The 22,445-nt window shown below is 60.1% G+C and carries 24 protein-coding genes and 1 tRNA gene; 6 read left to right on the forward strand and 19 right to left on the reverse strand.

Annotated features, from left to right (window positions below; genetic code table 11):
• Positions 1–894 precede the first annotated feature (894 nt).
• The 8 genes from KBW81_RS04670 to KBW81_RS04705 all read right to left on the reverse strand — a co-directional run bounded on the left by KBW81_RS04670 (position 895) and on the right by KBW81_RS04705 (position 6,409).
• The gene (locus tag KBW81_RS04670; RefSeq protein ID WP_254248510.1) at positions 895–1,818 is read right to left on the reverse strand and encodes an SEL1-like repeat protein; all 924 of its coding nucleotides are present in this window, start codon (positions 1,816–1,818) and stop codon (positions 895–897) included.
• Positions 1,819–2,455: 637 nt separating this feature from the next.
• The gene (locus KBW81_RS04675) at positions 2,456–2,782 is read right to left on the reverse strand and encodes a hypothetical protein (protein WP_254248511.1); all 327 of its coding nucleotides are present in this window, start codon (positions 2,780–2,782) and stop codon (positions 2,456–2,458) included.
• A 101-nt stretch (positions 2,783–2,883) separates the two neighbouring features.
• Positions 2,884–3,273 (reverse strand): helix-turn-helix domain-containing protein, encoded by a 390-nt coding sequence (locus KBW81_RS04680; protein ID WP_254248512.1) that lies wholly within the window; start codon positions 3,271–3,273, stop codon positions 2,884–2,886.
• Positions 3,273–3,443: a hypothetical protein gene (locus tag KBW81_RS04685; protein ID WP_254248513.1), complete on the reverse strand. Its 171-nt coding sequence runs from the start codon at positions 3,441–3,443 to the stop codon at positions 3,273–3,275. Before KBW81_RS04685 ends, KBW81_RS04680 begins: the two co-directional genes overlap by 1 nt.
• Positions 3,444–3,533: 90 nt before the next feature.
• Positions 3,534–3,818 (reverse strand): hypothetical protein, encoded by a 285-nt coding sequence (locus tag KBW81_RS04690; protein WP_254248514.1) that lies wholly within the window; start codon positions 3,816–3,818, stop codon positions 3,534–3,536.
• Positions 3,819–3,928: 110 nt separating this feature from the next.
• A complete protein-coding gene (locus KBW81_RS04695; protein WP_254248515.1) occupies positions 3,929–4,099 on the reverse strand; it encodes a helix-turn-helix transcriptional regulator in 171 nt (56 codons plus the stop codon).
• Between the two features lie 142 nt (positions 4,100–4,241).
• Positions 4,242–5,027: a hypothetical protein gene (locus tag KBW81_RS04700; RefSeq protein ID WP_254248516.1), complete on the reverse strand. Its 786-nt coding sequence runs from the start codon at positions 5,025–5,027 to the stop codon at positions 4,242–4,244.
• A 185-nt stretch (positions 5,028–5,212) separates the two neighbouring features.
• Positions 5,213–6,409 (reverse strand): tyrosine-type recombinase/integrase, encoded by a 1,197-nt coding sequence (locus tag KBW81_RS04705; protein ID WP_254248517.1) that lies wholly within the window; start codon positions 6,407–6,409, stop codon positions 5,213–5,215.
• Positions 6,410–6,790: 381 nt separating this feature from the next.
• On the opposite strand from KBW81_RS04705, the gene KBW81_RS04710 reads away from it, so the two are divergent.
• Entirely contained in the window at positions 6,791–7,060 is a 270-nt protein-coding gene (locus KBW81_RS04710; RefSeq protein ID WP_254248518.1) for a hypothetical protein, read from the forward strand.
• Positions 7,061–7,139: 79 nt separating this feature from the next.
• Here the strand turns inward: KBW81_RS04710 and KBW81_RS04715 are convergent, their stop codons facing one another.
• The 3 genes from KBW81_RS04715 to KBW81_RS04725 all read right to left on the reverse strand — a co-directional run bounded on the left by KBW81_RS04715 (position 7,140) and on the right by KBW81_RS04725 (position 10,212).
• Positions 7,140–8,681, reverse strand: coding sequence for a tripartite tricarboxylate transporter permease (locus KBW81_RS04715; RefSeq protein WP_090191079.1), 1,542 nt, complete (start codon positions 8,679–8,681; stop codon positions 7,140–7,142).
• Between the two features lie 12 nt (positions 8,682–8,693).
• A complete protein-coding gene (locus KBW81_RS04720) occupies positions 8,694–9,125 on the reverse strand; it encodes a tripartite tricarboxylate transporter TctB family protein (protein ID WP_090191078.1) in 432 nt (143 codons plus the stop codon).
• Positions 9,126–9,222: 97 nt separating this feature from the next.
• Positions 9,223–10,212, reverse strand: coding sequence for a Bug family tripartite tricarboxylate transporter substrate binding protein (locus tag KBW81_RS04725; RefSeq protein ID WP_090191076.1), 990 nt, complete (start codon positions 10,210–10,212; stop codon positions 9,223–9,225).
• Positions 10,213–10,379: 167 nt separating this feature from the next.
• Between KBW81_RS04725 and KBW81_RS04730 the strand changes: the two genes are divergently transcribed.
• Genes KBW81_RS04730 through KBW81_RS04740 form a run of 3 tightly spaced genes read left to right on the forward strand, consistent with a single transcriptional unit; the run spans position 10,380 to position 13,466 of the window.
• Positions 10,380–11,051, forward strand: a complete 672-nt coding sequence (locus KBW81_RS04730) for a response regulator transcription factor (protein ID WP_254248519.1) — start codon at positions 10,380–10,382, stop codon at positions 11,049–11,051.
• Positions 11,044–12,432, forward strand: a complete 1,389-nt coding sequence (locus tag KBW81_RS04735; protein ID WP_254248520.1) for a sensor histidine kinase — start codon at positions 11,044–11,046, stop codon at positions 12,430–12,432. Before KBW81_RS04730 ends, KBW81_RS04735 begins: the two co-directional genes overlap by 8 nt.
• On the forward strand, positions 12,429–13,466 hold the full coding sequence (locus KBW81_RS04740) for an ABC transporter substrate-binding protein (protein WP_254248521.1): 1,038 nt from the start codon (positions 12,429–12,431) through the stop codon (positions 13,464–13,466). The genes KBW81_RS04735 and KBW81_RS04740 overlap by 4 nt, the downstream gene beginning before the upstream one ends.
• A gap of 88 nt (positions 13,467–13,554) precedes the next feature.
• Here KBW81_RS04740 and KBW81_RS04745 read toward each other — a convergent pair.
• The 5 genes from KBW81_RS04745 to KBW81_RS04765 form a co-directional block, all read right to left on the reverse strand.
• Positions 13,555–13,629, reverse strand: a tRNA-Glu gene (locus tag KBW81_RS04745).
• A gap of 98 nt (positions 13,630–13,727) precedes the next feature.
• Entirely contained in the window at positions 13,728–15,479 is a 1,752-nt protein-coding gene (gene recJ / locus KBW81_RS04750; RefSeq protein ID WP_254248522.1) for a single-stranded-DNA-specific exonuclease RecJ, read from the reverse strand.
• 64 nt (positions 15,480–15,543) lie between these two features.
• Positions 15,544–16,509, reverse strand: a complete 966-nt coding sequence (glpX, locus tag KBW81_RS04755) for a class II fructose-bisphosphatase (protein WP_090191053.1) — start codon at positions 16,507–16,509, stop codon at positions 15,544–15,546.
• Between the two features lie 120 nt (positions 16,510–16,629).
• A complete protein-coding gene (locus KBW81_RS04760; RefSeq protein WP_254248523.1) occupies positions 16,630–17,913 on the reverse strand; it encodes a homoserine dehydrogenase in 1,284 nt (427 codons plus the stop codon).
• A gap of 57 nt (positions 17,914–17,970) precedes the next feature.
• On the reverse strand, positions 17,971–18,273 hold the full coding sequence (locus KBW81_RS04765) for a hypothetical protein (RefSeq protein ID WP_090191050.1): 303 nt from the start codon (positions 18,271–18,273) through the stop codon (positions 17,971–17,973).
• 93 nt (positions 18,274–18,366) lie between these two features.
• Here KBW81_RS04765 and KBW81_RS04770 point away from each other — a divergent pair, with 93 nt between their 5' ends.
• A complete protein-coding gene (locus KBW81_RS04770) occupies positions 18,367–18,963 on the forward strand; it encodes a TetR/AcrR family transcriptional regulator (protein ID WP_254248524.1) in 597 nt (198 codons plus the stop codon).
• Between the two features lie 105 nt (positions 18,964–19,068).
• Positions 19,069–19,533, forward strand: coding sequence for a hypothetical protein (locus tag KBW81_RS04775; RefSeq protein ID WP_254248525.1), 465 nt, complete (start codon positions 19,069–19,071; stop codon positions 19,531–19,533).
• A gap of 81 nt (positions 19,534–19,614) precedes the next feature.
• On the opposite strand, the gene KBW81_RS04780 is transcribed toward KBW81_RS04775, so the two are convergent.
• The 3 genes from KBW81_RS04780 to KBW81_RS04790 are packed head-to-tail and all read right to left on the reverse strand — an operon-like array spanning position 19,615 to position 22,420.
• Entirely contained in the window at positions 19,615–20,274 is a 660-nt protein-coding gene (locus tag KBW81_RS04780; protein WP_254248526.1) for a TadE/TadG family type IV pilus assembly protein, read from the reverse strand.
• Positions 20,265–20,861: a TadE/TadG family type IV pilus assembly protein gene (locus KBW81_RS04785; protein WP_090184543.1), complete on the reverse strand. Its 597-nt coding sequence runs from the start codon at positions 20,859–20,861 to the stop codon at positions 20,265–20,267. The genes KBW81_RS04780 and KBW81_RS04785 overlap by 10 nt, the downstream gene beginning before the upstream one ends.
• Positions 20,858–22,420 carry a pilus assembly protein TadG-related protein gene (locus KBW81_RS04790; protein ID WP_254248527.1) on the reverse strand — a complete coding sequence of 521 codons (1,563 nt, stop codon included), beginning with the start codon at positions 22,418–22,420 and terminating at the stop codon, positions 20,858–20,860. Before KBW81_RS04790 ends, KBW81_RS04785 begins: the two co-directional genes overlap by 4 nt.
• Positions 22,421–22,445 lie beyond the last annotated feature (25 nt).

Raw genomic sequence — 22,445 nt, forward strand, 5'->3', positions numbered from 1 at the left:
ACTTTTTATCTCTGATCTGACGGCGCACAAATTCTGCGGGTGGGTCCGGTTCGCCGCCGGGACTGCCAGACTTTGAAGCACCCCCACCCCGTCTGGCTTGCGGGTGAAAGTGCAAACGAATGATGGGGCAGGGTGGCGGTGAAGGTGGCGGGTCTTAAAAGCACGGGGGGGTGGTCTGATACTTTGACTGTCGCCGGGTCGGGACCGATGCCAGACCTGAAAAACGCGCATCCACAGTTCAGAAATTTGATAGTCGGTGTGGTTGGCCTCGCCGCGCTTCACTGCAAGGCATATGCCTTGCCAAATTTGGTAGCTATCCGACTATAATCCGTTGGGTGGGCAAGCACTGCTCACCACGTTTATCCAGTTCACGATAGATGACTTCCTGCTCAGAAGGTGTCGTTAGGTAGTCTGGTCCAAGAATGCGGCAGAGAAAGCCCGTTGGTTTATCAGCGGTGGTGGCGGCCGTTAGTGGCCCGGTGCAAGCTGATAAGGCAAGAAACGCTCCTGCGTAAAAAATTCTCATTTCTTCTGGCTTTCTAAAAATTCAATTTCATCGGAACGCTACTTATGAACATGGCCTATGGCTAGATATATATGCCCTGCTTTTTGTGACGCGGCTTTCCATCATTCTGGAAACCACGTCACAAAATACCGGACGTGACAGGCCCCGGCGGTGGTTATCCATTCGCGACCGTCCTCTTTTCTGTGCCGCCCATGCACTGATTTTGTGCGGCGGTTTTGAATTTCATGATTGTTTTCCAACTGGGTTTGCCGCCATTGCTCACTCGCTGTGATGCCCCCAATAGATCCGACAGCATCGCCAAAGCGACGGGGCCTATGGGGCGGGGTCACGCGCCAATATAAGGTTCTGTCAGGTTCGGCCTAATAACCTCAGCCACAGTCCTGATAATTCGATTCCATGCAGGACCTTGCTAACTGCGTTGCTTCGGCGATTTGTTCACGCGTCATATTTTTTTCAATAAAATCGCGTAATTCTCCAGCAGCTTCTTTGCCGTTGGCGCTGGAAATATTTAACCACATGTGCGCCAAAGCGGCATCCTTCAGGACACCTTCGCCTTTGCGATACATCACGGCGAGGTTGTACTGGGCGTCTGCGTAGCCCTGCTCTGCGGCGAGGCGATACCAGCGCACAGCCTCCGCGTCGTCCTTCCGCACACCTTCGCCCTTGGTATACATGAAGCCGAGGTTGGACTGAGCGCCGGCGTTGCCCTGCTCGGCAGCGAGGCGATACCAACGCACAGCCTCCGCGTCGTCCTTCAGCACACCCTCGCCGTTGCTATGCATGAAGCCGAGGTTGGACTGAGCGTCTGCATTGCTCTGCTCGGCAGCGAGGCGATACCAACGCACAGCCTCCGCGTCGTCCTTCAGGACACCATCGCCTTTGCGATACATCACGCCGAGGTTGAACTGGGCGTCTGCGTAGCCCTGCTCGGCGGCGAGGCGATACCAGCGCACAGCCTCCGCGTTGTCCTCCAGCACACCCTCGCTGTTGCTATACATGAAGCCGAGGATGTACTGAGCGCCGGCGTAGCCCTGCTCGGCGGCGAGGCGATACCAGCGCACAGCCTCCGCGTCGTCCTTCAGCACACCCACGCCGTTGCGATACATCCAGCCGAGGCTTGTCTGGGCGTCTGCGTCGCCCTGCTCTGCGAGCGGTCGCCATTCCTGCAATGCGGTCGCAAAATCGCCAGCTTGTGCAGCAGCTAGGCCCTTGTCGAAATCAGCGGCATTAGCGGTCGAACCTGAACAGGCTAGGGTTAGGGCGAAGAGGGCCGTGCGAAGCGAACCGAGCATGATAACTTCCTACAAATTCAGAACATGCTAGGCTTAGGTAGCGATGCCATTCAACCCGTCTTAATAGACGGTGGCTTTAAATTTCCGCTGGGGGATGCGCGGGTTCTAAGTCCCCTGAACCTCACCGGGAATGGCGTAAATGATGCGAGGGAAAAGCACCTGTCCTTTGCAGCCACACGCCTTGCATCGCGCCTCAGCCACTATCTGTGCGAACTTGGTCGTGGGTGGCAGGCGTTCTAGCAACCGATCCACGGACAGCAGCGCCGCATGACCGCAGGAACATTCCAGTGATAGGCTGTGGCCTTTGATGTCGGCGAGCTTCGTCATGGATTGAGGCTAGGGAGGCAATCGTACCGAGTCCAGATTATCTGCTGCACAATATGTCTGAGCCAGATGTTCCGACGCCGCGCTTAAAGGCACTGCCTATGGCTAGATGTATATATGTCCTGATATTTGTGACGCGGCTTTCCAGCATTTAGGAAACTACGTCACAAAATACCGGACGTGGTAGGCTCCGGCGGTCAGCATTCATCCGTAACCGTCCTGATTTTTGTGACGCCCATGCACTGATTTTGTGCGGGGATTTTAGTTTTTGTAGTGCGTCGCGGCTTAAAAGCTGCCGCGACGCAAATTTAAATTAGCCGCAAGCGCCCAGTCGATCTTCCAAGGCTAGGACTTTGCCTTTCGAAGTGCCGACCTCTCCAGCTTTATCGCCTCCAGTTAGCTTCGAGACCGGGACCAAGACAAAGAACACGCCGACTGCGTCTGCAGTGGCTGCGCGGTTCTGATCGGCTTCAAGGGCGGCAAGAGTCTGGCGCTCTGTTGCAAGCGTTGCTGCTGCTTGTGAACAACCCATGCTTGAAAACGCTCCGGTCATTGGGACAGGGGCAATGCTATCAGGGCGTGGCGTGCAAGCCGCCGACAAAGCAATAACGCAAGGAAAAGCGAGTTTAATCAGTTTCATATTTAACCTTAGGGGTGTGTTGAAAAGTTGTTAACGTGTTTGTGATAAGCCCCTTAGGTTGTGTCTCATGTTTGGCCGGAAAATGGCAAAGCGGGGGCAATTCAACTTGAATTCCCAAATTGCATGAATGTTTTTCGAGCGGGCCGACCGTCTGGCGTCGCTTCCTCTGCCAAGCCCCAGACCGACGCCTTGCCGATACCGGACGGCCCTAGATGGGGTGCGCAGGTCAGAAAGATGAACCCGCGCGCCTCTAGCATTTTGAACCACGGGCCGACCGTGTTGCGATGAACAGCCAGCGCCGCCGACGCGTCACGGTGGCTTAGATAGATTGCGCCGTTGTTCGTGCCGTTAAACCTGCGTTTCAGTTCGATGTAGAGCGCGCGGGGACCGGGGGGCAGGGTGGCCCATGCCGGGGATGCCTGCACCCATTCGGGAAGCTGGACGAAACGCCCAGCCCCCTTTTTGTTGTGCTTGTATCGCTTGCCTGCCACTAACGCTTGCCCCCTGTCAGAGTAGCCAGCCAGAGGCGCACCGCGACCACGGGGCAGGTGCAGCCGCCAATGTCAGTGTAGACGGCCTGCGCGGTGCAGTGTGCGACCTTGCGGGCGATGATATGCCACTTGCCGTTGCGGCGGGTCAGGCGGGTGTGCGGGTCAGTCATGTGTGCCCCCATAGTGCAGCGCCGCTACAAGGCGGGCTTGGGTTTCTGTCAGGCCATAGCGGCGGCGCAGGCGCAGGATGCTGGCGGGGGTCATTGCGCACCCCCTTGGCCTAGCCCTTGTGCGGATCTGGGAAAGCGCAGCTTGGCCCGGTCTATCCCTGCTTTCAGTGAATAATGCGCCACGTTCTGCGGCCCGACGTATTCCGCATGGATAGGCCAGTCGTAGTGATGCCGCAGGCGGTGGATGATTGCGCCCAACCGCCAGCCGCGCACTTCCCTGATTTCAGTGCGGTGATTGATGGTGCGACCGTCCAGTAATGCTTTGCAGGTCCAGTAAACCTGACTGTCGCTAGAATAGAATTTGCTGAGTGTCATTGTGTCGTGCCTTTCAGATTGAAAAAGCAGGACGCTGGGTCTATCCATTGTTTGTCAGAACAGGACAGCACCCCCAGCGCCTGCGGTTATCCGCAAGTGCGGGGGTGTTGTTATTTCTGGGCTGCGGTCAGGGCCGCGTCAATATCGGCCTCGTTCCAATACAGTCTCGCTCCGAATTTGATCGGCTTCGGTAGGCGGCCCATTGCGATATCGCGGTAAACGCTAGAACGGCTACGCCCGCCGATTTTGGATTGTAGGTCTGGGAAGGAAAGATAACGCATGCGATTGCTCCGTGTTTCAACACGATCAATCTAACAGCTGGAGTTTCCCGCTGAGAGGGCGAACTAAGCCTATTATTCAAAGTTCGCGCCGAAAATATGCGATGATGGTGCAGCGGATTTCGGGCAAAAATTCGGGCAACGTTCAAAGTATGCTCTTAAGGTAAGACTGCGCAGTCGTCCTACTCAATTCTTCACCGAATGCCTCGCGAGCAAATTCAATAACTTCTTGTATTTGAGCTTCTTTCTTGCCGGGCAGTTCCCCCCGGCGCAATCTGCCGTGAAATACATTTTTTATAACATCGCGTGCGGACGCATTTCCTTTTGGCGGTCGCCCTACTGGTCTGCGATGCTGCATAACCGGATGGTCTGTTTCAATCAGCATAGTATCACCAAATACTTGACCGTTGGCGGGGATTGCAGACGTTCCTGGTCGGTCGAAAAGTGTGAAGGCGTCATTCAAGTTAACTCGGACGGCATGATATTTATCGCTTCGACATATTAAGCTACTGTCGGTCAGCGAAAACCCTTTTAAGGTCCAAGAACTTGCTGGGACCTCAACTGTTTGTGGCTCAGCCTCTGGGTCATCTATGTCGGTCAACAGCCATGCTTCGCTTTTCAATGTTCCTTCTGATAGCGCCCCGAAAGCTTTAGCTGTTGCGCGGTCAATTAGCGGTTGAAAGCTCATCTCAATATATCGCAGTTTATCTGCGATTTGAGCTTCTCTGAGAACTTCTTCTTTGTCGGCTTGCCTATCGGCAGATAATTTGTCGACCCCGTGGGCCTCTAGTGATGCCCAAACGCGCTCGTGTCTGTCAATTATTTCCTCACTTGTTTCACTTCCGACAATCCCCCACAGCTTAATGTATTCATCATAGTCGACGGTTTGGCCAACTATTGAAAACTCGGATTCTGAAAATGGAAAACCCATTATGTCGGGGGTCCCGTCGTAAAAGCAATCCGATGATTGCCTCCAATCAATGACTTCGTATCTTCCAGGATGGGACCGTGATTCTGTTAGCTCAACTTCCGGCGCACGGCCCAACGCAGTCCAAGCGATTAGCTCCGTGACTAACATATGGCTGGGCAGTTCAACGCGCCGAAATAACTGAATCTTCATCTAATCGGCCTCTCGAAGGATACTAAGTTGTCATCGTTCTGAATTATGCGGTTTGACCAACTCTCGACCAGCACCCGCCGTTGCTCTAGAAAGTCCGTGCGCCGATACGCGCGTTCCACCGTGCCGCCTGTTGTGTGTCCAAGGCAAGTCTCTGCCACGTCGTGCGGGGTTTGTGTGGCCTCTGCTGTCCAGTCACGGAATGACGACCGGAACCCGTGGGGACGCTCTGACAGCCCCCTGCGGTCCATGTAGGCGGTCATTGTCATATCGGATATGACGCCGCGCCGCGCGCCGGGGAACAGGAACCCGTCACGGGCGAATTTGCGGGCCTCTGCAATGACGGCCTGCGCTTCTGCCGATAGCGGCACTCGAAAGTCAGAGGTTGCGCCCAGACGGCCTTTCATCGCCGCTGCGGGGATGGTCCAGATATCGCCTTCGATCTGGTCAACGTGCATCATGCGCAGCGGGCCAGAGCGCACTGCCGTCAGGATGAGCAGGCGCAGCGCCAGTTCGGTGATGCTGCCCCCTAGCGATTGGTAGAAGGCGGGCACGTCGCGCCAGTTCATCGCGGGCACGTTCGTGACGGTGTGCCGCTGTTTCCCCAAAAGCGCCTTGGCCTTTTCCGTCGCTTGCAGATCCACGTCTAAGCCCAGCGCCGCCGCGTGACGTAGGACAATGCCCAGACGGTTCATCGCCTTGCGCGCGGTTTCGGCCTTTGTATGCCAGATGGGTGCTAGCGTGTCGCGGATATCCTTTTGGTCGATATCAGCGACGGGGACGCGGCCCAGCTTGGGCAGGACGTGCAATTCAAGTGGGGAAAACCAGCGGCCCGCCGTGCCGTCGCCTTTCAGTTCGGCCTTGCGGCTTTCAAAGGCGTCTAGCGCGATATCGGACAGCATGTGGATATTGCGCGCCGCCTCGCGTTGCTGACGTTCGCGTTCTTTGATTGGGTCCAGCCCTTGCCGCACCACGGCCCGCGCGGCGTCCGCTGCCTCTCTCGCTGCCTTGAGCGATACAGCGGGGAATGCCCCCAAGCCCATCTCGCGCCGCCGTCCGTGCGCCGTGACGCGCAGCACCCACTGCGCCCCGCCGTCATCGCGCTTGTGCAGCCACAGGCCCGCGCCGTCCGCATGTTTGCCAGCGGATGCCGCTTTCGCGCCGGATGCACTTAGACGGTTTGTCTCGCGCGCCATTTTCAATCCCCCTCTGTATCCCCCTCAACATATGGTATGCTATGGGGCATTGTGAAGTGGCTTGATACAGTGGTTGATGTGAAAAGCATTGAAAAATAGGGGTTTGCGGTCGCGGTGGTGCATCAAGATGTAGGGATTAGATGCAGCCCCTGGGCACCATTTATAACGCTTTAGTGCGTTACACTTACTTACAGACAGATCGTGCTGATCGCCTTATGGCCGCGCGTTTTGGTGCATTCGTAACTGTGCGGTGCGTTTGGGTTGCACTGGGGTAGTTGTGGCAGCAATGGTTCTCGTCCGCCTCATCACCGACGGCCATTTTGGCAAGAATGATCCTCTTTGACCTGCGGAATGTCTCTGGCTCTGGCGTAGTTTATATTCATGTGGGTTTGGATGGGCCTGCGCCAGTGGACGCTATTCTGTCGGCGCACACCATCGCGCCGTACCCATGCCCTTGCCAACGGTGCGACCCCGGACGATCTGGACGCGTGCAACGGCCACGAGGTCGAGGGCGTGAGCTATCATTACCACGCAGGCGAGGCGGGCGGGAACGCGATCCTGTCCTGCCTGAAGACGCAGGCAGGATGCGCGTCTGAAGACCCGGACGCGGTCTGTGATCTATCGGTGAACGCCCGGCCACCGCGCCCGTAATCGGCAATGTCATTGAGAAACAAAAAGGGGCGGCGTGCCATATGGCGCGCCGCCCCTGTCTTTTGCGCCGTCCGGTGCTTTAGTCGGACAGCGACCCTTCTTCGTCACGGCGCGCATGCATCTGCGCCTTAACCCGGCGACCGACGATCAGCGGGATGACAAAGCCGATGATGGCGATGGTCCACAGGCCAATGGCCAGCGGGCTGTCGATCAGCGTGAACCAGTTGCCGTTGTCGATGGTAATCGCGCGGCGCAGGTTGTTCTCCATCGCGTTGCCCAAAAGGGTGCCAAGGATGATGGGCACCAGCGGCACGTCCAGTTTGCGCAGCACCCAGCCCATCAGGCCAAAGCCGACCATGACCAGCAGGTCAAAGGACGAGCCAGAGATACCGTAGATCCCGACAAAGGACACCATCGCGACCACGGGCATCAGGATGCGCGGTGGCACCATCAGCACGCGGGTAAAGATGCCAACCATCGGGATGTTCATCGCCAGCAGCATAAAGTTCGCGATGAACAGCGCGGCGATCAGGCCCCAGACGACGTCGGGGTTCTGGCTGAACAGCAGCGGGCCGGGGGTGATGTTAAGCGACAGCAGCACCGCCAGCAGCACGGCTGTTGTGCCTGATCCCGGCACACCCAGCGCCAACATGGGCACCAGCGCACCGCCAGCGGCCGCGTTATTGCCGGCCTCTGGCGCTGCGACACCGCGTGGATCGCCTTTGCCAAAGGTTTTGCCTTCGGGATCGACCAGCTTCTTTTCAAACGTATAGGCGATGAATGACCCTAGCGATGCACCCGCTCCCGGCAAGACGCCCGCAAGGAAGCCAAGGATGGTGGACCGGATCATTGTTGGGGTCGTCTGCTTGATCATCGACATCGGCGGCGTCAGGCGGCCAATCTTGATCTTGGCGGCATCGGCGCTGGCTTCGCCGTGGCGATTTTCAAGAAAGATGAACACCTCTGACAGGGCGAACAGGCCGACGATGGCGACAAGAAAATCAAGGCCGTCGTAAAGGTGGACTTCGCCAAAGGTAAAGCGTGGCACGCCGGTTTGGGTGTCCACACCGATCATCGCAAGGCCAAGGCCAAGGGCGGCCGCAAAGGCCGATTTAGCTTGGTTCGTGGACGACACGCCGCCCAGCGTCATGAAGGCGAGCGCGAAGAGGGCGAAGTATTCGGCGGGGCCAAACAGCAGCGCGATCTTGACCAGTTGGGGTGCCAAAAAGATCAGGCCCCACGTGGCAAAGAACGCGCCGACAAAGGACGCCAGACCCGATAGCGACAGCGCCTGACCGGCCATGCCCTTTTGCGCCATGGGGTAGCCGTCAAGACAGGTCATCATTGCAGGCTCGTCGCCCGGAATGTTCAGCAGGATCGAGGAGATCCGCCCGCCATACATGGCCCCGTAATAGACCGAAGTCAGCAGGATCAGCGAGGCCGTCGGCCCAAGGCCCAGGGTAAACGCCAGCGGGATCAGGATCGCCACGCCGTTCGATGGGCCAAGACCGGGCAAGGCGCCCATGATCGTGCCCAAAAAGCAGCCCAGCAGGGCCAGCAGAATATTCTGCCATGTCAGCGCAATGGCAAAGCCATCGACGAGGGAAGTAAGGGTATCCATGGTGATGCGTCCTTAGAAACCAAGTGGACCGCGTGCGAGCGACAGGCCCAGCACGAGGTGAAAGACGACATAGATGCCGAGCGATGTGCCAACGCCGGTCAACAGCGAGCCAACCAGCCCGGACCCCAGACGCCATGTCAGGTAAGCCGAGGCAAAGAAGGTCGCGATGATGAAGCCAACCTCTGGCAGCAGCTGGGCATAAAGCACCATGACGACGGCGGCGGCGAAAATCTCGACCAGGCGGCCAAGGGCGGGCCACTGGGGCGATTCGTCGGGGCGCAGTGCGATCACGGCAGAGCTAAGGCCAAGGATGGTGGCGATGATCAGCGGAAAGGCCTTGGGGCCGACGGCATCAGACAAGAAGCTTTCATTGATCGTCAATGCGGCTAGCGCAAAGCCAATCGCCAGAAGCAGCCCGACGACGCCAAAAATGCGATCGGTCATGGTGGGATCCTTTGACAGGTATGTGGGGAAGGGGGGAACGGTTGGGGCGCCGCAAATTTTTTGCAGCGCCCCTGATGTTCAACGGCAAACGCGCCGTTTACTGGATGATGCCGATTTCTTTGGAAATCGCATTGATGCGCGCAACGTCGTCAGCCACGAAGGCTTCGAACTCTGCGCCCTGCAGGTCCAGCGGGGCCAGACCGTTGTTCGCCATGACGTCTTTCCAAGCGTCAGAGGCATAAAGGTCAGCGATCTTGGACACCCAAGCGTCATAGGCTTCATCGCTCATGCCGCCGGGGGCGTAGAAGCCGCGCCAGTTGGCACCGATCGCGTCAACGCCTTGCTCTTTTGCTGTTGGGAAAACGGCAAAGTCACCTTCCAGACGCTCTGGTGCCAGCACGGCCAGCACGCGGATGTCACCGCTTTCAACAAAGCCCTTGGCTTCGGATGCGTCGCCAGTGAACGCCTGCACGGAACCGGCCAGCAGCTGGGTCACAGCCTCGCCGCCGCCGTCAAAGGCGATGTACTTGACCGAACGCACGTCATCGATGCCATAAGCGTTGGCCGCGATCAGCACCTTCAGGTGATCCCAGCCGCCCACAGCAGAGCCGCCAGCGATGGAGATTGAAGTCGGATCGGTCTTCATCTGCTCCAGCAGGGCGGGCAGGTCGGCGAGCTCTGAATCGGCGGATACGGCGATAATGCCGTAATCAGCGCCAACCGATGCCAACCAACGGACCTGGTCCATTGTGTTGCCGGGGTATGCACCCTGCGCCAGACGGGTGGTCGTGGCGGATGATGCCGCGACGATCAGGTCGTTGCTGTCGGCACGCTTGTTCACGACTTCGGCGTAAGCGACACCGCCGCCGCCGCCAGCCAGGTTCACGACCTGCATGGTCTTCTCGATCAGACCTTCGTCCTGCATCAGCTTGCCGACCTGACGGCAGGTAAAGTCCCAGCCGCCGCCGGGGTTGGCGGGTGCGATGCACTCTGGGCTTTCGGGGGTAAAGCCCTGCGCCGATGCGGCGATGGTCGATGCGCCCAGCAGAACTGCGGCGATGGTCAGGCGTGTTGCCTTAATAGTCATGTGGAAATCCCTCCAGATTCGTTTTGCCGGGGCTTATGGCCGCCCGGAAGCCTGAGCCAACGCACCGCAAGAATTGCGGTCTCCTCGCGTTTGGCTGATAAGAGGTTAGGCGCTAAAGCTGTCGCCAACCTGTCATGGGGCGGCAGCTAGGCACCGCGGGGGGGACTATGCGCGTTTTAATCGTCGAAGATGCCGCCGATGTCGCCGACGCGATTGCGACGCGGCTGGGGAAATCTGGCATGGCCTGCGATGTTGCCGGCAGCGTGGCAGATGCCGAGGATTTCCTGCGCGTTCAGCGCTATGACGCCATGGTGCTGGATATTAACCTGCCGGATCGCCATGGCACGGACCTGCTTAAAGACCTGCGCGCAAGGGGCGACCGTACGCCGGTCCTGATGCTGACGGCGCTGTTTTCCGTCGATGACCGGGTGTCGGCGCTGAACCTTGGTGCGGACGATTATCTGGTGAAACCTTTCGATCAGCGCGAACTCGACGCCCGCCTGCGCGCCTTGATGCGGCGCGATGCGGACCAGAAAACCGATGCGCTGACGCTTGGCCCGCTGGCCTTTTCCCCCGCGACCCAGACCGCCACGCTGGACGGGGCCGCCATGGACCTGACGCGCCGCGAAGCTGCCCTGCTGGGCCTGCTACTGCGCCACCAAGGCCAAGCGATCAGCAAGCAGCGCCTGTACGAGGGGCTGTTCGCTTTTGACGATGCCGACGTCGGCCTGAACGCGATCGAGCTTTATATTGCGCGCCTGCGCAAACGGATCGGGACGTCGGCGGTGAAGATTGAAACGCAGCGCGGCATTGGCTACCGGATTTGCCTTGATGCCTAGTGGATCGCCGCACCACCGTTGGACGCTGGTCAGCCGCGTCATGGTGGGCGTGCTGTCGCTGCTGGCGCTTGGCGGGGTCGTGGTGGCGCTGGCGTCCTTTGCTTATGGCCGCAGCGCCGCGCGGCAGGCGTTTGACCCGCTGCTGGTGGGCGCGGCGCAGGATATCGCGGAATCAATCTCGATCAGCGACGGCGCGCCAGTGATTGACCTGCCCGTTTCGGCCTTTGGCCTGCTGTCACTCGCCCCGGATGACCGGATTTTTTATGCGATCTACGGCCCTGACGGTGCATTGTTGACGGGCTACGATGGTCAGGATTTGCCAGAACGCAGCGGCAATCCCGCCCAGACCCGGTACCGCGATGGTACCATGCAGGGTGACGCGGCGCGATTCGTCACCGTGTCGCGCCTATTTTCTGAACGTGCCTATTCCGGGCGGGTGTTCGTCACCGTCGGCCAGACCATGCAGGCGCGCCGCGCCATGGCGCTGGACCTGACCCGCCGCGCTTTGCTGCTGACCGCACTGGGCGGCATCGCCTTGATCGTCAGCGCCTTTGTCGTGATCCGATCGGCGATGCGCCCGCTTGCTGTCCTGACCCGCGATCTGATGCACCGCGACCCCTATGACCTGACACCCATGCAGGCCGGCGGCCCGGCAGAGGTGACAATCATGGTTGGCGCGATGAACCGCTTTATGGGCCGCCTTGATCGCCAAGTCGGCGCGATGAAGAACCTGATTTCCGACACCGCGCACCAGCTGCGCACCCCTGTCGCCGCAATCCGTGCGCAGGCCGAACTTGCGCTTGAAGACGAGGCGCAGCGCCCGCAGCGGCTGGACCGGTTGGTGCTGCGGACAAGATCGCTTGGCACGCTGCTGGATCAGATGCTGTCGCGGGCGCTGGTGATCCACCGCATCGATAACGCTGCGCCAACGCCGATTGACCTGCGCGACATTGCCCTGACCGTGCTGGACAGCCGCGATCACGAACTGCTGGCCCCCGGTAAAGACGTGCAACTGCAAATTGGCGAAGACGCTGTGATGGCCCTCGCGGACGAGATTTCCCTGACCGAAGCGGTGCGTAACATGCTGGGCAATGCCCTGCGCCATGGCACCGCGCCTGTCATTGTGGGCGTGTCAGTGGATGGCGATAGCGCCGCAATCTGGGTGCAGGACACTGGCCCGGGCCCGCCTGACGCCGTGCGCGCGGCCCTTGGCCAGCGGTTCGAACGCACCGCCGCATCCAAAGGCAATAGCGCAGGGCTGGGCCTGTCCATCGTCGCTGCCGTCGCCCGCGCCTTTGACGGGCAAATGATCATGGCAAATGTGCCCGGCGGCTTTCGCGTTAGCCTGACCTTGCCGCTCAAACAGCAGGACACGCCATGATCCGCGCCATCGCACTCAGCCTGCTGCTATCCTCAGCCGCCCACGCGCAAGAGGCCGTCAGCACCTACGCCGCCCCCGGCGCGGCTGTGACCACACCGCTCGTCGTCCGTTCCACGACCGATACAGAAATCTTTGCCCCGCTGCTGGACGCCTTTGTTACGGCTCATCCGGGCATTGCTCTCACCTACGAACAATGGGGCTCTAACGCGCTTTATGCCGCCGCGCTGCGGGCCTGCGATGGGAGCGGGGACGCACAGCCCGATGCAGTCATCTCGTCCGGGGTGCATCAGATTGTCGATCTGGTGAACCGGGCCTGCGCGCGGCCCTATACCTCTGGCCGGACCCTTGCGCTGCCGGACGCGCGCCGCTGGCGCAACGAGGTTTGGGGCATCACCGCAGAGGCGGCCGTCACGATCTACAACAAGGATCTGGTGCCAGACGTGGACGTGCCGCGCACCCGCTTCGACCTGCTGGATCTGCTGCGCCGCAAACCCGAATCCTACCGGGGCAAGATCGCGACCTATGATATCGAGGCATCGGGCCTTGGCTATCTGTTCGCCTTTATGGACAGCCAGCAAGCCACGACCTTTGGCGGCCTGCTCGAAGGTTTCGCCCGCGTTGATGCCGTTGCCACCTGCTGCTCGGCCGAGATTATCTCATCGGTCGAAAGCGGCAAGTTTCTGATCGCTTACAACGTGCTGGGGTCCTATCTGGACGTGATGGCGAACGGGCGGGTCGGGGTGATCTATCCGCAGGACTATACGCTGGTGCTGTCCCGCGCTTACATGATTCCCAAATCCGCGCCGCATCCCGAAGGTGCCGCGCTGCTGCTGGATTTCATCCTGTCCCCGGCAGGGCAAACGATCTTGCGCCGCAACCGTTTGGTGCAATCGGCCGAACCCGACCAAACCGTCCTGCAAGACAGCATCCAGCGCACGATCCCCATCGCACCCACCCTTTTGGTCGCAATGGATCAAGCGCGGCGCCGCATATTTGTTGGCAACTGGCGTGCGATTTTCGGAGAGGCGTATTGACCTGAAAAAGCGCCGCAAACGCTGCAGCGCGCGTTAGTCACATGACCCCGGAGGGGATGTTTCTATCAACATTTTCAGGAAGTTACCGTGGCAGCCCGTAGGGGAGTCGAACCCCTCTTTTCAGGTTGAAAACCTGACGTCCTAACCGATAGACGAACGGGCCACTGTTGGTAAGGGGGCTTCTAAGTAATGCGCTGGGGGGGTGCAAGAACATTTTCGCGTAGATTTCGAAAAAAGTTGCCGACCCCCGTTTTTCGCATCTTAAGCGGGTGCTGCGTCCTCTAATCGCAACTGCGGGCTTTGCCGACCTTGCCATGTGTTGACCTCTAGCCGGCCAACAAGGTGAAAACGCGCGCCGCCGTGCTGCGTCAACCGTGCGCCAAGCGGTCCGTCCATCGCACCAAAGGCGATTGCGTCGATGCGTGCGCCCATGCCGTCGCCAAAAGTCACCTTCAGGTGCCCTGTGCCGACCTGTTTTGCGAAAAGAATCTGGCAATCGGGAAACGCGAATCGCGGGGCGGGGGCACCGGCACCAAAGGGACCAGCTGCCGCGATTTTTTCGATCAGTTCGACCGTGGCCGCACCGGGCATCAGCAATGCATCGATTCGCAAATCTGACGGCCCAAGGGCGCCCGCACCTTGTTTGTCCAAAAGGACGGCGATCCGGTCCATCGCAGCGGGCAACATGTCCTCTGCCACGGTCAGGCCAGCGGCCATTTTGTGACCGCCGCCTTTCAACAGCAACCCTTCGGCGGCGACGCGCTGGATCACCGCGCCAAGGTCGATGCCGCTGACCGACCGGCCAGAGCCTTTGCCGACGCCGTCCTCTAGTCCGATAACGATAGCAGGGCGGTTGGTCGCTTCTTTTAGGCGGGCGGCGACGATGCCGACGACGCCGGGGTGCCAGCCTGCGCCAGCGGCCCAGACAAGGGGGCCGTCAAGGCCGCGCTCTGTCGCCTGTTCTAGCGCTGCTTCGCGGACGCGGTTCTCGATCTCTCGGCGTTCGGTGTTCAGCAAATCGAGGCGTTCGGCTAGTGCGCCCGCCTCATGCGGATCAGCGGTCGCCAGCAGGCGCGCGCCCAGATCGGCGGCACCGATGCGTCCACCCGCGTTCACGCGCGGGCCCAGCAAAAAGCCAAGGTGGTACGACGTCGGGGCCTGATCCATGCCCGCCACGTCGGCCAGCGCCACCAGCCCGGCGCGCTGCCGCCGCGCCATAACGGTCAGGCCTTGGCGGACCAGCGCACGGTTCACGCCAATCAGCGGGGCCACATCGGCCACGGTGGCCAGCGCGACCAGATCAAGCATGGCCATCAGGTCAGGCCCGCGCTGGCCTGCGTCCTTCAGCTGGCGATTCGCCTCGACCAGCATCAAGAACACAACGCCAGCGGCGCACAGATGCCCCAGATCGCCGTTTTCGTCCTGCCGGTTCGGGTTCACCACGGCCAGCGCTGGGGGCAGGGTTTCGGCGCCCAAGTGGTGGTCCAGCACAATCACATCGGCGGCCGCAGCGGCAGCGATCGGGCCATGCGAAACAGTGCCGCAGTCCACGCAGACGATCAGATCGTGATCTTTTGCCAGACCCGCCATGGCGGCATCATTGGGGCCATAGCCTTCGTCTATGCGGTCGGGCACATAAAGCGTCGCGCGCAGGCCCATATCGCGCAGCCAGACCAGCAGCAGGGCCGCAGATGATCCGCCGTCCACGTCGTAATCGGCAAAGACGGCGATCCGCTCTCGTGCTTTTACAGCTGCTAAAAACCGCGTTGCCGCCTTTTCCATATCGCGCAGGCTACGCGGGTCGGGCAGCAGATCGCGCAGGGTAGGGGCCAGAAACGCGGCAGCGCCGTCTGCGGTGATGCCGCGTTTGACCAAGGTGCGGCACAGCGCCGGGGGCAAATCCGTGTCCTGCGCCATCGCCTCGGCCAGACGGTCTTCTTCTGCGGTGGGGCCGATCCAGCGGCGTCCGGTCAGAGAAGCCCCAACACCCAAATACGCCGCTTGATCTGTCATCGTGTCACCTGTGTCTTGTGGTCATATCTGCCTTTGCGAAAGGCATGGGCCACACAGATGCCCCTTATGCAACCGGATTGCGATAGCGCATGTGCCGCACAGAGCCGGTCTTGGACCGCATCAGCATGGTTTCCGCCGTCACGAACCCCGGCTCGCGCTTGATCCCGGGCAGCAGGCTGCCGTCTGTCACGCCGGTCGCGGCAAAGATCACATCGCTGGTGACCATATCGTCGCGGGTATAGATGCGGTCGAAATCGGTGATCCCAGCCGCCGTGGCGCGGCGACGTTCATCGTCGTTGCGGAACATCAGGCGGCCAAAGATTTGCCCGCCCATGCATTTCAGCGCGGCTGCGGCCAACACGCCTTCTGGCGCGCCGCCAGAGCCCATGTACATATCAATCCCTGTGCGTGCGGCCTCGGCGCAATGCATGACACCAGCGACATCGCCGTCCGTGATCAGCCGGATCGCGGCACCGGTGGCGCGGATTTCGGCAATCATGTCCTCGTGGCGCGGACGCTCTAACACGCAGACCGTGATATCGCGGATCGAACAGCCTTTGGCTTCCGCCAGCGCTTTGACGCGCTCCGACGGGCTCATATCCAGCGTCACGACACCCGGCGCGAAACCGGGTCCAATGGCCAGTTTGTCCATATAGACGTCGGGTGCATGCAGCATTGATCCACGCGGGCCCATCGCGATCACAGCCAAAGCGTTCGGCATGTCCTTGGCGGTCAGCGTTGTGCCTTCTAGCGGATCAAGCGCGATATCGACGCCCGGGCCGTTTCCTGTTCCGACTTCTTCGCCGATGAACAGCATGGGCGCTTCGTCCCGCTCGCCTTCGCCAATCACCACGACGCCTGCGATGTCCAGCTTGTTCAACTGGGTGCGCATGGCGTCGACGGCGGCCTGATCGGCGGCCTTTTCATCGCCGCGCCCGATCAGCGGGGCGCAGGCGATGGCGGCGGCTTCGGACACGCGCGCAAGGCCAAGTGACAGGCTGCGGTCGTTGAAATCGGGATTGGCGGACATGATAGCTCCTTCGCATGTTGCCTTGGCCTAGCGTTTAACCGGGCCAGATGACAAGCATGTGATCGCTAACAGGCCCTGCAATTCTAGGCCGGCCCTAAAAGTCTTCGTTCGAAGCCTTTTTTACACCGCTTCGATTCGGATCGCGACGGGGGCCATCGTGACGACGCCGGTTTGCGTGAAGCGCGCTAAGGCTTCGTCCAAGGCCGAGCGGGTCGTTTTATGCGTCACGATCAGCACGGGTGCCGCGGTGTCGTGGTGGTCATACTGGCGCATCCGGTCGATGCTGACACCCGCGTCGCCCAGCGCAGCGGCCACCTTGGCCAGCGCGCCGGGTTTATCCAGCAGCTGCAGGCGCAGGTAATACGGCGCCGGGATGGCGGCGGTTGCCGCACGCGCGCGGCGCAGTGTGTGCGCAGGTTGGCCAAAGGTGGCATATCGGGTGCCGCGTGCCAGATCCATGACGTCGGCCATGATCGCGCTGGCGGTTGGACCTTCGCCCGCACCTGCGCCGCGTAGCACGATTTGGCCGACAGCATCGCCTTCCAGCACGACCATATTGGTGCCGCCTTGCAGCTGCGCCAAAGGCGAGGTGGCGGGCACAAGGCAAGGCGACATGCGCTGTTCCAGACCGCGACCGGTCATCTGCGCCACGCCCAGCAGTTTGATGCGGTACCCCATATCAGCGGCTTGGCGGATATCCTCGATCGTGACCGCGCCAATGCCTTCCAGCGCGACACCGCTGAAATCGACCTGCGTGCCAAAGGCAATCGCGGCCAGCAGGGCCAGTTTGTGCCCTGCGTCGATGCCGCCCACGTCAAGCTCTGGGTCGGCTTCAAGATAGCCAAGCTGGTTGGCTTCCTCAAAGACCTCGGCGTAGGTCAGACCTGCGTCTTCCATGCGGGTCAGGATATAGTTGCAGCTGCCGTTCATCACGCCCAGCACGCGGGTGATCTCGTTGCCGGCCAGCCCTTCGATCAGGGATTTGACGACGGGAATGCCGCCCGCGACGGCAGCTTCAAAGCGGATGACGCGGCCCGTGGCCTCTGCCGCTTCTGCCAAGGCTTGACCGTGGATCGCCAGCAGCGCTTTGTTGGCGCTGACCACATCTTTGCCAGCGGCAAGGGCGGCTTCGGTGGTGTGTTTGGCAGGCCCTTCATGGCCGCCCATGACTTCGATCACAACGTCGACGTCGTCGCGTGCGGCAAGGGCGACAGGGTCGTCTTCCCAGGCGTAGCCGGACAGATCGACGCCGCGATCCTTTTGCGACCGGGCCGATACGGCGGTGATGACGATGGGCCGCCCAGCGCGGGCCGCCAGCAGATCGCCATGCTTTTGCACGATCCGCACGATGCCGACACCCACGGTGCCAAGTCCCGCGATACCAAGGCGAAGGGGGTCTGACATAGGGGCGGCTCCGATATTGCGGCGATAAGTTGTGGCGGTACTAGCGAAAAGCGGTGGCTACCGCAACGCGGCCCGTGCGATGGCGCGCTGCATCCGGGCGCGTGTGGCGGCATCGACAACGGGGCCGCGCAGGGCAGCGGCGCGGGCGCGCAGTCCGGCGGTGCTGCCATCCATCTGCACGGTCGATGCTGGGGTGATCCGACCGGGCAGTGCGGCCTGCGCCAACAGCGGGGCCAAGGGCTGCAATTGCGGATAAGGGGCGGCAGCCGCGGCTGCGGAAATGCGTCCGTCTAGCGACGGCGCATCGGCGCAGCCGGCAAGCAGCATCAGGGATAGGAACAATGGGCGGGCAGGGGGCATGGGTGCTACCTTTGGGACACGCACGCAACATAGCAGGACCGCCCCCGGGGGAAACCGCTTTTCATCTGAACGGATGTTCAGTTAATTGGGGTCATGGCGCGCAAGCAAGGCTCTCATGCCGGGATTACCGGACCAAAGGTGCAGGACGCCGCCCTGCGGCTGTTCGCGCAGCATGGCTATGCGGCCGTTTCCATGCGCCAAATCGCGGCAGAGGTCGGCGTACAAGCTGGCGCGCTTTATAATTATACCGCCGACAAGCAGTCGCTTTTGTTCGACCTGCTGCGCGGCAATATGACCGAACTGATTGACGCGCTTGATGCGGCGGCGCTGACGGGGTCGCCTTTGGCCCGGCTGGACGCCTTCACGCGGTTCCACATCCGGTTTCACCTGCCGCGCCGGGACACGGTGTTCCTAAGCTATATGGAACTGCGCAATCTGACGGACGAAAACTTTGCCCAGATTGCCGAACTGCGCCGCGCCTACGAGGACCGGCTAGAGGATATCTTGCACGATGGTGTCGCATCCGGCGACTTTACCGTTCCCGACTGCCGCGTCGCGACGCTTGGCCTGATTGCGCTGCTGACCGGCATCACGAATTGGTATCGCCCGGGTGGCCGCCTGACCGCGGCCGAGATTGAGGCGAATTATTGCACCTTGGTCTGCCAATCCGTCGGCGCACGCTTGGCGTAAGGCCGCAACGCGAGCAGCGCTAAGATGGTCCATGACGCCACCCCCATTTGCCGCTATCACAGCCACGCGCCGCAACGTCCTGCGGCCCCGACCGGAGCAGACCGTATGACCGATATCCCGCCGCCCATCCTTGCCCCTACAGTGTTTCGCACGGCGACGGGGATTGGCGTGATGCTGGCGATGGCGGCGCTGCTGCTGCGCACTGCGTTTTCGCAAGGCCTTGTCACGCAGGCGCTGATGGTCGCCGCCGCTTTGGCCGCGCTGGCGCTGGCCTATGCGATGTGGCGGGGGCGCAGTGACAGTTTGAACTGGACGCAAGACGGGCTGACCGACGGGGCGGGCCGCTTGATTGCGGCGCGGGGCGACATTGAAGCGGTTGATCGCAATCCAATGGCGCTGAAGCCGTCGAACGGGTTCACGCTGCGGATGAAGACGGCGCAAACGCGTGGTTGGCAGCCCGGGCTATACTGGCGCATTCGCAGCCGGGTCGGCGTTGGCGGGCTGACGTCGCCGGGCGTGGCAAAGGCGTTGGCTGACCGGATCGCCCTTGATATCGCGGGCGTGATCTAGCGCGGTGTGGTGCCTGCCCAGCGGCTGGGCAGGCAAGATTGGTCTAAGACGCGGTCGGGTAACTTTGGTTTCCCTGCCGCCTTAACAGTTGCGACTGTCCACATCAGCCGGCGTATTGCTAAAGCAGGTCTGTCCAAAGCGCGGCGCGTTGAAGACATAAGTCTGCATCACGATGTCTTTGATTTCCCCGTCGCCCGAATTCCCGCCCCAGACGTTGCGCAAACCAAGGTTATAAGCGGACGAATAATGCGTCCATGTCTCGACGAGGATAAGTCGATCCTCATTCCCCATCGTCGGCAGATTTGCGGTCATTGCTCTGGAGTCATCCGTTGTTAGCCTGCTCTGAACGCTCGAGCCGCCACCATTGCGCGTTTCTGACCAGACAACGTGAAAGTGGTCGTCCGACGTTTCATTCGTTTCGCTGTCCTTGTCGTGATAGCGCAAAACGCTGACCCGCATTTCGGGGTTGGCATCGCTGTAGGTCAGGAATTTTAGCAGCCCATAGACCCCGTCAAGATAAGTGTCGCTGACGGCGTTCGTCTCGCGGCTCATCACGTCGGCGATCGTTATGGCGGCCTTTTCGCTGATCGCCTCGGCGCGATAGGCGTCGAAATAGGCAAGCGTGGCCAGAAACGTCCAGAACATGATCGGGGCCAAAATCAGAAATTCGATCGTCAGTGTGCCGTCTTCTTGCCGCCAGAGGCGGTAAAGCGCTGCGCGCAGGCGTGCCTTTAACTCCATTGGAATGGCTCCATCACATAGGCAGAGGTCGCGGTCAGCGAATAATAACCGCCATTGCCGTCTTGAATCAGCGCCTTCCCGAGGCCCGCAAAGGGCAGCAAAGGTTTGATCTGCATGCAGACACGCAGCATCATCAAATCGTTGTTCTTGCCGTTTACGATCTCGATTGGGCCCGGAGGGGACTCTTCTTTGTTGATGCAGGTGATCCCGCCCGCTGGTGCCGCAAATGCGGTCGGGCTGCTGGTGATCATTTCAAGCCGCAAGCTGGATTCGCAATCTACCATAATCAGCGCATTGCTACAGGTAGAGGCCACCAGTTTGTCGTGCGTTGGGTTTTCCATGATCCCCAGGCGCACTTCGCGTACCGTCAGGTCTAGTCCACGTTCCAGCATGACTTGCTGCATGGAATACATGCCCGCCTCGATTGTCATGCCAAACATCATCCAGATCGCTGGAAACAAGATGACGAATTCCACTGTCGATGATCCGGCCTCTGACCGGCGGAACCGGCGCAGAAGTCGCCCAAGGCGCGATGTTGGTGCCCCGCAATCGGTGGGGGCCGCGGTTTTGGGATGACGGCGCATCATTGGGTCAACCGCAGATCGGTGATCTGCTTTGCAATGGTGGCAAAGATTTCGTCCAGTTCTTGCCCGGATGTCGCAAAAAAGTGGTTCGACGTGCTGGCACAGTTTAACATCTCGGTCCGGCCTGCCACAGCGTCGGCATCGGCGTCATCACCAGACATAGAGATTGTATAGATGATGATGCCTTTATCTTTGGCCGCTGTGCACATGCTTCGCATATATCCCGCGCCCTGCGATGCCGTGTAGTATTCGCTACAGTTAAGATAATTGCACTGTGATAGCCTTGGGCCGCTGTTTGAGGACTGCATTGCCCAAGAAAGGTTATGGTGCGCCCAGTAATACCGTTCGCTGGGATCATCGTAGTAATCATCGCGCATACGATAGGACCGATCATTATAGCCGTCGGTCATCAGCACAAGGTATTTCAGTGACCGAACCTTGGCGCTAGCCGCGTCACTCGCTTCATAGGGCTCTGGGCGGTCAGCAAAGGCAGCGTCGATGACACCGTTCGGCAGTCTGGCTGCCGTGGTCTGAAACGTAGGATCAAGCAGCGTTGTCCCCCATTTCAGCCCCAAAAAGATTGAGGTACCTGCGCGCGGCTGGAATTGCCTAATCGCTGTGGTAATCTCGGAACTATTCTGGCTGATCGGAATAATCCGCTCAAATGTCTCTTTCGGGCAAACGGGTTGATCCAAGACGGGATTGGAACTGTCACGCGTGTAGCCCGATGCCGCTTTTGACGCACTACCAAACCCGTTAGCGTTGGTCTGGATGTTTTGTGTCTGCTCGTAGCCCACGCTTGCGCTGAACGACGTCGTTGTAAACGCCGAAGCTGGTAATTCGACGCAATGGGAAAAGTTGTGGGTCTGATCAACGTTCAAAAGATTGAACACATTCGGCCCAACATTCACATGTTCCGAATACGGCACGAGAGAGACCGAAATCCGGTCTTTGAATTCAGGCACCAGCAACGTTTCGACAAACTTTACCGCAGCGGTGCGCAGCTTGTCGATCCGGCGTGTGGTTGTGCCGTTAATGTAATAGTACATCGAGCCCGACAGATCGAGCACGAGGGACACTTCAACAGCGCCGACACCCTGAACAGCCGTGGAATTCGCAATGGCTGTCAGCGTTTTAAAGTCGTTTTCACTGTTGTTGGCGTAAAGGATATTGTTCAGGTGGCGCATAAAGAAGGTATCAAGTTCATAACGACCCTTCACCGACACCTCGCGCCGTTTAAAGCCTTGTTCAATAATTGGCGGGCCATCCATGCTGTCTGCCAAGCCTGACTTGGCAAAGTAGTCTGCCACGACGCTTGCCGGATCCTGCGACTGGTCCAGATTGGCCGCCGCCAGCGTGGCGCGGTCTGTCACGCCCTGCAACGTGGCGCGGCGGGATTCAAAGCGCATCAGGTCGACGGCAATGCCGCCCCATACCATCATGATAAACAGCATCGGCATAAAGACGAGGAAAAGGTTGCCGTCCTCGGACCGTACAAGGTGCAAGAGCCAGCCGCGCAAACGGTTGGATCGCTGGCTATGGGACTGGCCTGTGTGTCGCATCGTATCTTCCCCTTCAGGTGCCGTT

Source organism: Loktanella salsilacus (genome assembly GCF_024206795.1).
Lineage (GTDB): Bacteria > Pseudomonadota > Alphaproteobacteria > Rhodobacterales > Rhodobacteraceae > Loktanella > Loktanella salsilacus.

Coding starts and splice junctions, on each gene's coding strand:
- KBW81_RS04670 (WP_254248510.1), bottom strand. CDS start 1,818: ATGCTCGGTTCGCTTCGCACGGCCCTCTTCGCCCTAACCCTAGCCTGT.
- KBW81_RS04770 (WP_254248524.1), top strand. CDS start 18,367: ATGGCGCGCAAGCAAGGCTCTCATGCCGGGATTACCGGACCAAAGGTG.
- KBW81_RS04685 (WP_254248513.1), bottom strand. CDS start 3,443: ATGACTGACCCGCACACCCGCCTGACCCGCCGCAACGGCAAGTGGCAT.
- recJ (WP_254248522.1), bottom strand. CDS start 15,479: ATGACAGATCAAGCGGCGTATTTGGGTGTTGGGGCTTCTCTGACCGGA.
- KBW81_RS04760 (WP_254248523.1), bottom strand. CDS start 17,913: ATGTCAGACCCCCTTCGCCTTGGTATCGCGGGACTTGGCACCGTGGGT.
- KBW81_RS04730 (WP_254248519.1), top strand. CDS start 10,380: ATGCGCGTTTTAATCGTCGAAGATGCCGCCGATGTCGCCGACGCGATT.
- KBW81_RS04720 (WP_090191078.1), bottom strand. CDS start 9,125: ATGACCGATCGCATTTTTGGCGTCGTCGGGCTGCTTCTGGCGATTGGC.
- KBW81_RS04775 (WP_254248525.1), top strand. CDS start 19,069: ATGACCGATATCCCGCCGCCCATCCTTGCCCCTACAGTGTTTCGCACG.
- KBW81_RS04710 (WP_254248518.1), top strand. CDS start 6,791: ATGTGGGTTTGGATGGGCCTGCGCCAGTGGACGCTATTCTGTCGGCGC.
- KBW81_RS04690 (WP_254248514.1), bottom strand. CDS start 3,818: ATGACACTCAGCAAATTCTATTCTAGCGACAGTCAGGTTTACTGGACC.
- KBW81_RS04780 (WP_254248526.1), bottom strand. CDS start 20,274: ATGGAGTTAAAGGCACGCCTGCGCGCAGCGCTTTACCGCCTCTGGCGG.
- KBW81_RS04675 (WP_254248511.1), bottom strand. CDS start 2,782: ATGAAACTGATTAAACTCGCTTTTCCTTGCGTTATTGCTTTGTCGGCG.
- KBW81_RS04725 (WP_090191076.1), bottom strand. CDS start 10,212: ATGACTATTAAGGCAACACGCCTGACCATCGCCGCAGTTCTGCTGGGC.
- KBW81_RS04735 (WP_254248520.1), top strand. CDS start 11,044: ATGCCTAGTGGATCGCCGCACCACCGTTGGACGCTGGTCAGCCGCGTC.
- KBW81_RS04740 (WP_254248521.1), top strand. CDS start 12,429: ATGATCCGCGCCATCGCACTCAGCCTGCTGCTATCCTCAGCCGCCCAC.
- KBW81_RS04700 (WP_254248516.1), bottom strand. CDS start 5,027: ATGGGTTTTCCATTTTCAGAATCCGAGTTTTCAATAGTTGGCCAAACC.
- KBW81_RS04705 (WP_254248517.1), bottom strand. CDS start 6,409: ATGGCGCGCGAGACAAACCGTCTAAGTGCATCCGGCGCGAAAGCGGCA.
- KBW81_RS04715 (WP_090191079.1), bottom strand. CDS start 8,681: ATGGATACCCTTACTTCCCTCGTCGATGGCTTTGCCATTGCGCTGACA.
- KBW81_RS04695 (WP_254248515.1), bottom strand. CDS start 4,099: ATGCGTTATCTTTCCTTCCCAGACCTACAATCCAAAATCGGCGGGCGT.
- KBW81_RS04790 (WP_254248527.1), bottom strand. CDS start 22,420: ATGCGACACACAGGCCAGTCCCATAGCCAGCGATCCAACCGTTTGCGC.
- glpX (WP_090191053.1), bottom strand. CDS start 16,509: ATGTCCGCCAATCCCGATTTCAACGACCGCAGCCTGTCACTTGGCCTT.
- KBW81_RS04765 (WP_090191050.1), bottom strand. CDS start 18,273: ATGCCCCCTGCCCGCCCATTGTTCCTATCCCTGATGCTGCTTGCCGGC.
- KBW81_RS04785 (WP_090184543.1), bottom strand. CDS start 20,861: ATGATGCGCCGTCATCCCAAAACCGCGGCCCCCACCGATTGCGGGGCA.